The organism is Algoriphagus sp. oki45 (genome assembly GCF_036245605.1).
Taxonomy (GTDB): domain Bacteria; phylum Bacteroidota; class Bacteroidia; order Cytophagales; family Cyclobacteriaceae; genus Algoriphagus.
This window is the reverse complement of record NZ_BTPC01000002.1, coordinates 285,768-297,854: the sequence shown is the minus strand read 5'-3', so window position 1 is coordinate 297,854 and position 12,087 is coordinate 285,768. Positions and strand designations below refer to the sequence as shown.

Below are 12,087 nucleotides of genomic sequence, written 5' to 3'. Positions count from 1 at the left end.
ATGTTCACCTAGACCATATGATTGAATGATGATGAAAAAATTTACGCTCTTTCTTTTCACCCTTTTATCCCCATTGATTGGTTTTAATCAAACCGCCCCTGGCTACTTTATGCATCCGGACGTGCATGAAAACACGGTTGTTTTTGTCGCAGAGGGAGATATTTGGATGGCGCCACTTTCTGGGGGTATGGCCACTCGATTGACTACCCATCTCGGAGATGAGACAGATCCCAAAATCTCTCCGGATGGAAAATGGGTGGCTTATGCTGCCAGCTACGAAGGTCCCACTGAGGTTTATGTGATGCCGATTTCAGGAGGCTTGCCTAAAAGGCTGACTTACGAACCTTCGGCCTCTGTGCCGGTGGCTTGGAAATCAGCCACAGAACTAGCGTATACCACCAATCAATATTCTACATTGCCACGACTGAGGACGGTGGTGGTGGATGTCAATTCGAGGGAAAAGAGGGTTCTTCCGCTGGAAATGGCCGCTGAGGGTAGTTTCGATCGGGAATCGGATACCTACTTTTTCGTCAGACCCACTTACCACAACAATGTCACCAAGCGCTACCAAGGTGGTACTGCCCGCCAACTTTGGAAATACAGCAACGGAGCCGCGGAGGCGGTCAAATTGACCAAAGACTACACTGGCGAAGACCATCACCCGTTTTTTCATCAGGGGAGAGTGTACTTTATCTCTTCTCGGGATGGCATTCAGAATGTTTGGTCCATGAATGCTGATGGATCGGATATTCAGCAGCACACCAAAGAAGCTTCCTACGATGTGCGTGAGTATTCCCTTTCCGGAAATACGCTGGTCTATCGGGCGGGAGCGGATTTATACCGAATGGATTTGGGACAAAGCCAAGCTCAGAAAATCGCGATCAATCTGGTTTCGGATTTTGATCAGTTGCGGGAAAATTGGGTAGATAACCCAGCCAGCTATATCACCAATATTTCTGTTTCCAATGATGGAGAAAAAGTAGCATTGACTGCCCGGGGTCGGGTTTTTGTCTTTCCTGCGAAAGACGGACGCATGCTTCGTCTCAGCCGAAAAGACGGCGTGCGATACCGGGATGCGGTTTTCACCACCGATTCCAAGGATATTCTGACCTTTTCAGATGAAAGCGGGGAATTTGAAATCCATCAATATTCCGGTTTGGGTCTGGATCAGGGAAAGCAATTGACGGATAACGGGACCACCCTTCGATTCAATTTGACCCCTTCACCGGATGGAAAATGGCTGGCTTGGATCGACTTGAACAATGACCTTTGGATCCGAAATCTCTCCACAGGAAAAGCAGTCAAAGCTAATCTGACCGACGAGGACTTACATGGCAGTATGACTTGGTCGCCTGACAGCCAATGGCTGGCTTATGGGCAGGCCGCTTCTAATACCTTTACCCAACTCTTTGTCTTCAATCCGACTACGGAAAAGCGAGTTACCTTGACTTCCGATCGCACTAACAGTCTTAATCCTCAATGGAGTGCGGATGGGAAGTGGATTTATTTCCTTTCGGACCGCAATTTCGAAACCCGAGTTGGAAGCCCTTGGGGACAGCGTCAGCCCGAACCCTTTTGGGAAAAACAAATGGAGATCTATCACATTCCACTCCAAAAGGGCCTGATCTCTCCTTTCACTCCAAAAAATGAGCTGAAAGCTGAGGAGAAAAAATCAGAAGGTCCGGTAGCCGTGAAGATCGATGAGGAAGGACTGATGGAGCGCGTACAAGAAGTACCCGTGCCGGCAGGCAATTACAAAAATCTGATCGTGACCGAAAAGGCCTTGTACTACCATCGGGTGGGCCCGGGTCCGGGAGTGTATTACGGAGGAGGAGCTTCCAATGACGATGAACCTGCATTGATGATGACTCCTATTTCTGAAAAAGCGGAGCAGAAGGTTTTTGCTGATAAAATTAACAGCTATGCGGTTTCAGCAAATAACAAATACGCCTTACTTCGACAGGGCTCTAATCATTTTTTGGTGGAATTAGGGACTTCTCCTGTTTCGGATTTGTCCAAAAACAGGTTGGACTTGAGCGGCTGGAAATTCAGCATAAATCCTCGGGAAGACTGGAAACAGATCTACACCGATGCTTGGCGAATGGAGCGGGATTATTTCTACGACGCAGGCATGCATGGGGTAGACTGGGACAAAATGTACGAGAAATACCTTCCGCTCGTGGATCGGGTGACCACCCGAAATGAACTTTCAGATGTGATCGGCGAATTGATCGGTGAGCTTTCCGTCTTGCATACTTCCGTTCGTGGAGGCGATACCCGAGATGGAGATGACAACATCCAGTTTGGAATGCTAGGAGGACTTTTCTCCAAAACCAATAATGGCTACAAAATCGATTACATCTTCCAAAGCGATCCTGACTATCCGGACGAAAAGTCACCTTTGAGTCATCCTGCCTTCGGAATTCAGGAAGGCGATGTGATTACGCATATCGACGGGACATCTGTTTTGGAAGTGGATGATATGCAGGTATTGCTTCGGGATAAGGCTGGAAAGCAAGTTCGCCTGGCGGTAGCCGGAAAAGGAGACTTTATACTCCAGCCTATGAGTTCAGGCCAGGAAAGCAACCTGCGCTACAACGATTGGGAGTACACCCGCAGACTGGAAACCGAAGCCAAATCCAATGGAGATATTGGCTATGTCCACTTGAGAGCTATGACTTCAGGCGATATCGGACAGTGGTATCGGGATTTTTATCCGCAGTTTAAGAAGAAAGGCTTGGTCATCGATGTGCGTCATAACCGTGGAGGAAACATTGATTCCTTTATTCTGGAAAAACTGATGCGGGAAGCCTTTTTCTATTGGAAAAGCCGCACGGGAGAACCTTACTGGAACATGAATTATGCGTTCCGAGGGCATTTGGTGCTGCTCGTGGATGAGTTTACCGCATCCGACGGAGAGGCTTTTGCCGAAGGCTTCAGAAGATTGGGCTTAGGCAAAGCGATCGGCGCGAGAACCTGGGGAGGGGAAGTTTGGCTTTCCGGAGTGAATACGCTGTCGGATAATGGAATTGCCCGGGCACCGATGAATGGGGTGTATGGAGTGGTTGGTGGGGATAAATTGGTCGGTGAAGACACCGACCAAGGTTTGGAATGGCTGATTGAGGGTGTGGGCTTTATTCCGGATATCGAAGTGATCAATCTGCCTAAGGCAACTTTTGAAGGAAAGGATGCCCAATTGGATGCAGCGATTGAGCATTTGAAAGAGTTGATCAAAAAAGATCCAAGACCAGTACCTGCTCCGCCGGCCTATCCGGATTTGAGTTTTAAAAATGGGAAGGATTAATAACCTGCTAGTTTATTGAATTTTTGCGAGGCAGCGAGATCATTGGTTTCGCTGCCTCCATTTTTTGATGGATTTTCCCGAGAAGTAAATCAGTGCCAAAAATCCTGTCAAAATGAAAATTCTGCTTAGTTCCATTCCGCTGAGGTTGGATAAAAAATAGAGGATTACTCCCGCGGAGAGTATAGGCACTGTAAGCCCAAAAGGGATTTCGAAGCCTATGTTTTTATACTCTTTTTTTCTACGAAGCCCAATTATCGACAGCGATACAATCAAATAGGATGTAAGTAGACTGGATGCCGCAATCGCTGCCAAGGTCTGAAATCCCCCAATGGAAGCCATCGTAAAACCCATCCCGGCGTAGCATAAAATCGCAAGATGTGGGGTCTTGAATCGGTGATGGATGGAGGCTAATTTTTTGACTGGAAAGATGCCGTCACGAGATAAGCGAAAGATGGTTCGGGGGGTATTCAGGATTTCTCCGCTAAGCATTCCAAACATGGAAATACCAGCTCCTACAAAGAATAGACTAAAGCCTATCGGGCCAAAAATAAGGCCGGCAGCCTCTCCCAAAGGAGCTTCCTTGAATCCCGGAAGGGCGTTTCCCAAGACTCCTTGTGCTACGAGCTGGATAAGGATGTAAAGAACCACAACAAATGAAATGGCAATGAAAATCGCGCGGGGGATCGTTTTGTGTGGAGTTTTGATCTCCCCTCCGATTTGCAAGCCGGAGTCCCCTCCCATAAAGGCGAAAAACAAAACCAAGGAAGCGCTTCCGAGGTTGGATACGGTAGGTTCGGTTTGCCAGGAGAGATTGCCCCATGCTACATCTTTCCAGCCAAAACTGATTAAAAGAATGAGTGGGAGGAGTTTTGCCAAGGTATTGAGTTTAACCAAGCCGATTCCTTGCTTGATGCCCACAATGTTTAGCCCTGCTAATCCAAAGAATAGTAAGAATAGGGTGCCGATTCGGATGCCTGATATTTTGAAAAGAGGGACTGCTGTACCCAGAATTTCTATCAGTGCGTTGGATACTGCCGCTATGGAAAAAACGCCTGCAACAATGTAAAAAACAGCGACGACCAATCCCATAAAGGGCCCAAAGGCTTTTTCAACATAAGCATAGCCACCACCTGATTGGGTGATTTTACTTCCTGCTTCGGCAAAGCAGAGCATCACCAAGGCGATCAGTAGACCACAAAACAGGTAGGCCAAAACCCCGGAAGCTCCCATGGTCTCCGCGATGATGGCAGGCAGCACGAATATCCCCGCGCCTACCATAATATTGACAATATTGGCCGAAAGCCCCCATACGCCTACTTCACGTTTCAGTCCTTCTTGAGAGGTTTTCATGCGATAGAAAAAAAGATAGATGAATAAGAATTAATGTAATAGGCAGAGTGCTTTGATTACATCCAATTAGGACGAAAGAGACGAAGGGCTTCCCCGATAGCTTACATTACTTTTCGGATAAGAATCAAAGGATGGTTTAATGGGCTAATTGTCCTATTATCGAGTCAATCCTCAGATTTCTGTCTTTCAATAATTTGCGTTGAATATGAAAAATACAGTCTTTCAACATCATTCCGCCTTTAGACATTTGAATCTTGTCCTCATTTATTTGATTCTACCGTATTTCTTTAAAAGTTCCACGACTTCGTTTTCGGGCAACTCATAGACTGTGGTGTTATTTTTTCCTACCATCGTTTCCGCTGCCACCAAGGCATTTAGGATGGACTCCTCCGTCGCTTGGGCGGTTGCCAAGAAAAGGGCAGACATTTGGTCATTGGGAATCATATTCACTTGCTGAGCATTTTTTCGATCGGCAGCCCCAGAATTGGCTGTGGAAAAAGCGATGAAAATATCACCGGAGCCATTTCCTCCATATCCACCTACCCGGCTGATTCCTATGGGAACTCGCCTTGCCAATCTTTTCAATTGATGGGGAAGCAGCGGAGCGTCAGTCGCGACGATCACTATGATTGATCCTCTTTCTTCTTGGCGTTTCAATGGATCTGAAAGAATCTGACGGTCAGAAATCTCTTTTCCCACAGGTACCCCGGCTATGGTCAAACTCTCTCTTGTTCCATAATTTGCCTGGACTAATACACCCAAAGTGTAGGTGGTAGCATTAATCACGACTTCACGGGAAGAGGTACCGATCCCTCCTTTGAATTGATGACAGATCATCCCTGTGCCACCTCCGACATTCCCTTCCTCGACTGGACCGGCTTGGGCATTTTCCAATGCAGCAAAAACATGCTCTTTTTTTACATGAAAGCCGTTGATGTCATTCAAATCCCCATCGTAAGTTTCAGCAACTACCGGCAAGGCCCAAAATACATCTGGTTCTTCGGGCAAGGGATCAAAATGATCGTTATTAAATTCCCACTCGATCACTGCGTCTCTGACTACTCCTACGCTGTGTGTGTTGGTAATGGCAATCGGTCCTTCCAAAAAACCCGATTCTTCGACCCAAGTGGTTCCAGTCATTTCTCCATTTCCATTGAGACTGTACCAGCCTGCGAAAACGGGATCGTAATTTTTACCTCTTGGGAAAATTGCTGTTACTCCCGTTCGGACAGGACCTTCTCCCACCACCAATTCTCCCTCTCCGGATATCAAGGTGGTATGTCCGACTTCGATTCCTTTGACATCGGTGATGGCATTCAATTTCCCGGGTTTTCCATCCAAAGGAATTCCCAAATCTCTGGCCTTTTGTTTTTGGCCAAAGGAAGGAGAGCAAATAAGCAGGAGTGAAATAATTGAGAGCAGTCTGTTCATATATTTTACCTAGTTGACAAATCTTGTTTAGCCAATTTCCTTCTTTTCTTGATCGGAAGATAAGTGGTCAAAGGCTAGCTCACTTTCGCTCCATCCCAATCGGTGATTTGGAACATGCTCATGGTAGTGCTTCGGTGTGGTTCCAAGGACTCGTTGATGGCTTTAACACCAAAGTCCAACCCTGCTTCCGTCCGCAATGGCCGCTGTCCGGCCGGGGCATCGATCAAGTCTTCAAATATTTTGACCACAATCATTGGGTCTGTAGGTGCATCTTGGTTTGCAAAGGCAGCTTCCGAATTGGCCACAAAGCCTTCATTAAATGCTTGGATGTGAGGGTAGGCTTTTGTCACTTCATCTTCATTGCCGATGATGACATTGGGAAGAAATTTGGTGGAAAAAGGTCCCGGTTGGACGATAGCCACATCAATTCCTAAAGGGCCAACTTCATAGCGAAGCGATTCACTCATAGCCTCTACGGCCCATTTGCTGGCACAATAGATCCCAAAGCCAGGTACCGCTAATCGGCCCGCGATCGAACTCAACTGAATGATCAAGCCGGATTTTTGAGCCCGCATGCCGGGAAGCACGGCTTTGATCATCCGTATATTACCCAGTACATTCAGGTCAAATTGTGCTCGGCATTCTTCTAAGCTGAAGGTCTCGATTGCACCTCCAAATCCTCTACCGGCATTGTTGATGAGTACATCTACACTAGGGATGTTCTTCATGGCTTTGGCTACGCTTTCGTCTGAAGTTACATCCAGTTCTATTACCTCCAATTTCAAGTTTTTTTTCTCTGCAAAATCGCTAAGAGCCTTTGCGGCAGCAGCGTTTGAGGTGTGGACATTCCGCATGGTTGCGTAGATATGATGCCCTTTTTCAGCCAGATATTCTGCTGCTTCAAATCCGAATCCGGTACTGCAACCGGTAATGAGTATTTTTTTCATGATTTTTAGAATTATAGTTCTTTTGGGATTAGTGAATGTTTAAAAATGCTTAGGTTATTAAGTCAGAAAGCCAATTGATAGTTCTAAGAGACATAGCTCATCGCTTATTCCACTGAAGCACGATCTCGGTGATAAAAAGTGGCAGGACCCATGAAAGCCAAATTGCGGTAGGACCCGTCTCCACAAAAGGACCCAATTCATCATAAAAAGGCTGTCTCGTCAACCACCGAAATAGGACAAAGGCAAAGGTCACCACATAGCTCCGAACCATCCACTCCTTATGGAGGGTAATCCGACGCAAAAGAATAAATCGAAAAGCCATGCCAGTGGTGCCAAACCAAGCTAAAGCCAAGCCAATTAATGCGAGACTCCAAGTCCAATGAATGGCGATGCCAGTGGTCAGGGATAGCGCAATAGAGCTTATCACTGCGACCAAAATTCCAGAGATATAAGCCATTCCCATCATCCGGTGAACTTTGAGATAGTGGGTTCTAAATGCTGTCCAAAACTGAAATGGCCCCAAGGTCAAGGCAATCAGACCTCCTGAGATATGCCCGATCAAGGGCCATTTCATTACCCAGAATCTCCCAAAAACAGACTCTTCTAAGCCGAAATAGGGAAGCGCATCATTTAGAACAAACCTACCCGCAAAAACCACCAGAAAAGTAATCCCCAACCAGGAAATCCAAGTTTTGAAGGGAATAGGAGCAAGAGAAGGGTTTTTGTTCATAGCACGGGAATAGGTCAGGTCTTGGCGCTAGCCGGGTAGCTTTGAAAAACTCATGAGGTCATGGCCTCATCTAGTTTTTTGGTATCCACAAATTGCTGGAAGCCTGTGATTTTGCCTCCTTTTAAGATCCATAAATGAGCTACCTGCGCATTGTAGGCCTTCCCTGTTTTGGTTTTGGCATCATAGCGCAAAGTAGCTAGCACTTTGCCGTTGAGCATCTCGTGGAGTTCGATGTCCTTCAAATTGAAGTATTCATGATCAGCCAAAATAGGCCCGAATACCCCATTTAGTACCGCATCTGGTCCGATATAGGGGTTTCCATTGGCATATTTATTTCCTTCGGCTTCATTCCAAACTATTTTAGAATCCATGCCAGATAGAACTCCCGGGACATCCCCTTTTGAAAATGCCTCGTAAAGGCGATCGACAATTGCTTTATTTTCAGTTGATTGTTTGATTAAATCTTCCATGGGTTTTTAGATTTGGTTTAATAGGGAAAAGAGCAGGAACGTATGTATTTAGTTACCTCCGAGGTGACTGATATCTTTGTCCATTTTATAGATATAGCTCCAAGTACTTTCTAAAGATGATCGGAATTTTGCCTGTAAGGCATCTCTCCTTTCTTTCCCTTCAGCATCTTCTACAGACTTCCAGACACTATCCTGTATTACATCCATTTCAGCGTAATTTTGATAACCAATTACCACATGAAAGCTTGGGCTATCAGGATCAGAAGTCTGCCAATTGTACCAATATCCTCTGATATCTAATCCAGCATTTTTACGGATTCCTTCGACTTCTTTAACCACCTCCATCATTTTGTACCCATTGATTTGGTTCGCTTTAAAGAAGCTAACTCGAATAAGGTTTGCCTCAAAAGGATTGGTATTGCTAATTTCTGGCATGAAGCGGGTCATATGGTTTGTGGCCTTTTCTATATGCGCATTGATCATGTTTATAGCGAGCAACTGGCAATCTTTTCCTTTTTCATCAGTTTTGTCCATTTCAGCCCAATTAGGCATGTTGGTGGCCAATATGTACACAGTTCCTTCTCCTTGCTGTCTTTCCCACATTCGCCATGTCCATTCTCCTCCAGCCTTTAAATAGCATTCTTTCCAGGCTTTGATTCCCTCTCGAAACTGCATGGTATGACCGGGTTTTATGGTAAACTCAGTGATGGAGGTAAGTGGCCCCAATGGAGCATCTTGAGCATTTATAAAGGGGCTGATTGTAAATAGAAATACAATCCCCAAGAATAATCTTAGTGTAGCTTTCATCTTTATTTTTTTAGATTGATAAATTATTTGGATCAATCTCCTTTGGAATAAGCAATTCAAAAAATGATTCAGGACGGAACTTGCATTTTTTTGTCCCAACGAAAGCTATTTTCGATCCCAATGCATTTAAAATGCAAAAAAATGATTTTCAAATACTTAAAATTGATTATTTTTCAATAATGAAAAGAATTTTAATCTTCTTTTTACTGAGTTTTACCCTATCAGTTCGAGCCCAAATTTCTGAAAATGGGGGCCAGCCTGAATATCAAGTTGTTTTTGAAGAAACTGATGACTTTGGTCCAGAATATCTTGAACTCATCGAAAAATCACTGCCAAAAGTAAAGAAGACCGAACTCAAACTTCAAATGCTTTGGGATTTGGGCTATTATTCTCACACGAGAAATCTCCGAAAATCCCTTATTCTGATCAATCAGGGATTGGAAGAAGCCCAAAAAGCCGAAAGTAAAATTTGGGAAGGAAGGATGGAGGTGGCTCAGGGAGCTATTTTGCTAAGAATGGAAAAGCTAGATCAAGCCGAGCTAGTCTTGACCAGTGCCCTGGAAAAGTTGCCTGAATCTGAGACTTGGCTTTTGATGACCAATTTGGGCTATGTTCATGAGCGAAGGGGAGATTTAGGGATGGCCTTTGAGTTTGCCAATCAGACGCTCCAACTCGGAGAAAAATACGGAGATACCAAAGCCATGGCCATGGCCTACTCCGATATCAGCAACTTGTTTTGGAAGCAGGGAAAGTCCGAGGAAGGATTGGAGTATGGACTGAAGTCACTTGGTCTATTTGAGAAGCGTGGGATCAAGGACTTGGATTTTGATTTTACGCTCCATGTCACTGGAAACAACCTGGTGGCCCTTGGGAGATATCAGGAAGCTCTTCCCTACTTTCAGCGCTCTACACAGATCGGAAAGCAATACGGCTTCTACAATAATCTTAGCGATACTTACATCGCCTTGACGGATCTGTATTTGGCCTTGGAGGATTTTGCAAATGCAGAGGCCTCAGGAAAAGAAGCACTAAAGTACGCGGAGCTCCTTCAAAATGAATTTATGGTCGTGCGATCCCTGCTTTCTTTGGGTAAAGTAAAAAAACAGCAGGGATTCTATCAGGATGCCATCACCTACCTCAACCGAAGTATCCGGACGGCTACCGAGGACTTTGGAGACCGTTATTTTCTCAGTCTGATCTATAGGGAATTGGCGGAAGCCTACGAGGGAGCAGGCGAAATTTCCAATTCCTATCAGGCATTTAAGCACTATCATGAGCTTGATCAGTCCGTCTTCAATGCTGAAGCGGATCAGCGGATCGCTCAGCTGCAAACTGAGATGGATGTGAATCAAAAAGAAAGCATCATTTCCCTACAGGAGGAAGCCCTCAAGCGGCAAAATATCATTCAGGTTTTTACCCTTCTTCTTACCGCTTTGATGGTGTTCTTTCTTTTTTTCCTATATCGGATCTTTTCCAAAAAGAAAAAGTACAGTCAGCTCCTGGAAAAACAGAATCAGGAAAAGGAATTTCTGCTCAAGGAAATCCATCACCGGGTCAAAAACAATCTGGAAACGATATCAAGCCTTTTGGCTTTGCAGACTGCCCAAATCGAAAATGAGGAGCTTCAAGATATCATGATCGAAAGCCAAAACCGGGTTCAGAGCATGGGGATGATCCATCAAAATCTCTATCAAGGGGAAAATCTGGCTGCGATCGAGATGAAAAATTACTTTATCAATCTGGGTTCTTATATTATTGATTCTTTCGATGCTTCGAATCGAATCAGTCTGGACGTTCGTATGGACACTTTTGAGCTGGATGTGGATCGCGCTATTCCCATCGGTCTGATCGTCAATGAGCTGATTACCAATTCGCTGAAATATGCCTTCCCGGATAATAGAATAGGAGAAATTACCATCAGCCTGAAGGAAGATCAGGATCATTTGTACTTGAAAGTAGCAGACGACGGCAAGGGTATAAACAAAAAAGAATCTGTACAAGGAACAGGGTTTGGTACTCAGCTGGTAGGGCTCCTGACCAAGCAGCTTGACGGAAAGATGACCCTGAGCACCCAGCATGGAACTGAAGTTTACTTTGAATTTAAAAATAGAAAAGCAGCATGAGTGAGAAGACGAGAATTTTGATTGTGGAGGATGATATGATTATCGCTGCGAATATATCCCTGCAGCTGTCGAAGCTTGGGTATGAAGTCACAGGAATTGAATCCAGAGGTGAAGATGCGATCAATCATGCATTACAGAACCGGCCCGATATCATTCTCATGGATATCCAACTCAAAGGGGGAATAAACGGGATAGAAGCGGCCAAAGAAATTCAGGAAAAAGCTTCCATTCCATTAATCTACCTGACCGCCAACTCGGATGACGCCTCTTTTCAAAAAGCCAAGGAAACCAAACCCTACGCTTTTATTTCCAAGCCCTTTACCAAACTAAATCTGGAGCGGACCATTGAGCTCGTGGTTGAAAAAATCAAAGAGGATTCCGATGAGGAGAAAAACTCCAATTCCTTGATCGAAAGCCTGGATGACCGGATTTTTATCCGAAACAACGGCAAACTGATCAAGCTGATGCTCGATGATATCCTATACATCGAAGCAGACCGGAACTATTGCAATATCATCACCACTAATCAGAATTACCTGATTGTAAGCCCGCTAAATACCTTTTGTCAAAAAATGGAAAGCAAGGATTTTTTGCGGGTTCACCGCTCCTATGTGGTCAATATCAGAAAACTGGATGCCGTGGCGGATTCGCACTTGGAGATCAAGCGAAAGGTCATCCCGATCAGTAAGATGTACAAGGAGGATTTGATGCGGAGCATTCGGAAAGTCTGAGCTTAGCCGACTTTTCCATCCCCATTGATGTCTTTTCCGCTCTGCTCTTCCAAGACCTTTAGCGTTTTGATCAATAATTCCTGTGTTTTTCGCAATTCGCTCTCTAGGTAGGCCACTCGCGCTTCCAAAGAGGAAGCTCTTGAGTCCTGACTGGAGATTTGGCTTTGTTGGATTAGGTTCCAGAATAGTCCCAT

10 protein-coding genes are annotated in these 12,087 nt (G+C 45.1%); 3 read left to right on the top strand and 7 right to left on the bottom strand.

Annotation, left to right across the window (positions count from 1 at the left end):
* Positions 1-31: 31 nt before the first annotated feature.
* A complete protein-coding gene (locus AAA942_RS10760) occupies positions 32-3,304 on the top strand; it encodes a S41 family peptidase (RefSeq protein WP_338220275.1) in 3,273 nt (1,090 codons plus the stop codon).
* Between the two features lie 39 nt (positions 3,305-3,343).
* Here AAA942_RS10760 and AAA942_RS10755 read toward each other — a convergent pair whose 3' ends face one another.
* The 6 genes from AAA942_RS10755 to AAA942_RS10730 form a co-directional block, all read right to left on the bottom strand.
* Positions 3,344-4,654 (bottom strand): APC family permease, encoded by a 1,311-nt coding sequence (locus tag AAA942_RS10755; RefSeq protein WP_338220274.1) that lies wholly within the window; start codon positions 4,652-4,654, stop codon positions 3,344-3,346.
* A gap of 264 nt (positions 4,655-4,918) precedes the next feature.
* Positions 4,919-6,085 (bottom strand): DmpA family aminopeptidase, encoded by a 1,167-nt coding sequence (locus AAA942_RS10750; protein ID WP_338220273.1) that lies wholly within the window; start codon positions 6,083-6,085, stop codon positions 4,919-4,921.
* Between the two features lie 74 nt (positions 6,086-6,159).
* A complete protein-coding gene (locus AAA942_RS10745) occupies positions 6,160-7,032 on the bottom strand; it encodes an SDR family oxidoreductase (RefSeq protein ID WP_338220272.1) in 873 nt (290 codons plus the stop codon).
* 97 nt (positions 7,033-7,129) lie between these two features.
* A complete protein-coding gene (locus AAA942_RS10740) occupies positions 7,130-7,762 on the bottom strand; it encodes a DUF2306 domain-containing protein (RefSeq protein ID WP_338220271.1) in 633 nt (210 codons plus the stop codon).
* Positions 7,763-7,812: 50 nt separating this feature from the next.
* Positions 7,813-8,232, bottom strand: coding sequence for a nuclear transport factor 2 family protein (locus AAA942_RS10735; RefSeq protein WP_338220270.1), 420 nt, complete (start codon positions 8,230-8,232; stop codon positions 7,813-7,815).
* Between the two features lie 48 nt (positions 8,233-8,280).
* Positions 8,281-9,039, bottom strand: coding sequence for a hypothetical protein (locus AAA942_RS10730; protein WP_338220269.1), 759 nt, complete (start codon positions 9,037-9,039; stop codon positions 8,281-8,283).
* A gap of 179 nt (positions 9,040-9,218) precedes the next feature.
* Between AAA942_RS10730 and AAA942_RS10725 the strand changes: the two genes are divergently transcribed.
* Together AAA942_RS10725 and AAA942_RS10720 are read left to right on the top strand one after the other, a co-directional pair.
* Positions 9,219-11,162 carry a tetratricopeptide repeat-containing sensor histidine kinase gene (locus AAA942_RS10725; RefSeq protein ID WP_338220268.1) on the top strand — a complete coding sequence of 648 codons (1,944 nt, stop codon included), beginning with the start codon at positions 9,219-9,221 and terminating at the stop codon, positions 11,160-11,162.
* The gene (locus AAA942_RS10720) at positions 11,159-11,893 is read left to right on the top strand and encodes a LytR/AlgR family response regulator transcription factor (RefSeq protein WP_338220267.1); all 735 of its coding nucleotides are present in this window, start codon (positions 11,159-11,161) and stop codon (positions 11,891-11,893) included. The genes AAA942_RS10725 and AAA942_RS10720 overlap by 4 nt, the downstream gene beginning before the upstream one ends.
* A gap of 2 nt (positions 11,894-11,895) precedes the next feature.
* Here AAA942_RS10720 and AAA942_RS10715 read toward each other — a convergent pair whose 3' ends face one another.
* Positions 11,896-12,087, bottom strand: coding sequence for a hypothetical protein (locus AAA942_RS10715; RefSeq protein ID WP_338220266.1), 192 nt, complete (start codon positions 12,085-12,087; stop codon positions 11,896-11,898).

What these genes read in the sequence shown, in the direction of transcription:
- AAA942_RS10730 (WP_338220269.1), bottom strand. Translation starts at nt 9,039, where the DNA reads ATGAAAGCTACACTAAGATTATTCTTGGGGATTGTATTTCTATTTACA.
- AAA942_RS10760 (WP_338220275.1), top strand. Translation starts at nt 32, where the DNA reads ATGAAAAAATTTACGCTCTTTCTTTTCACCCTTTTATCCCCATTGATT.
- AAA942_RS10715 (WP_338220266.1), bottom strand. Translation starts at nt 12,087, where the DNA reads ATGGGACTATTCTGGAACCTAATCCAACAAAGCCAAATCTCCAGTCAG.
- AAA942_RS10745 (WP_338220272.1), bottom strand. Translation starts at nt 7,032, where the DNA reads ATGAAAAAAATACTCATTACCGGTTGCAGTACCGGATTCGGATTTGAA.
- AAA942_RS10725 (WP_338220268.1), top strand. Translation starts at nt 9,219, where the DNA reads ATGAAAAGAATTTTAATCTTCTTTTTACTGAGTTTTACCCTATCAGTT.
- AAA942_RS10720 (WP_338220267.1), top strand. Translation starts at nt 11,159, where the DNA reads ATGAGTGAGAAGACGAGAATTTTGATTGTGGAGGATGATATGATTATC.
- AAA942_RS10750 (WP_338220273.1), bottom strand. Translation starts at nt 6,085, where the DNA reads ATGAACAGACTGCTCTCAATTATTTCACTCCTGCTTATTTGCTCTCCT.
- AAA942_RS10735 (WP_338220270.1), bottom strand. Translation starts at nt 8,232, where the DNA reads ATGGAAGATTTAATCAAACAATCAACTGAAAATAAAGCAATTGTCGAT.
- AAA942_RS10755 (WP_338220274.1), bottom strand. Translation starts at nt 4,654, where the DNA reads ATGAAAACCTCTCAAGAAGGACTGAAACGTGAAGTAGGCGTATGGGGG.
- AAA942_RS10740 (WP_338220271.1), bottom strand. Translation starts at nt 7,762, where the DNA reads ATGAACAAAAACCCTTCTCTTGCTCCTATTCCCTTCAAAACTTGGATT.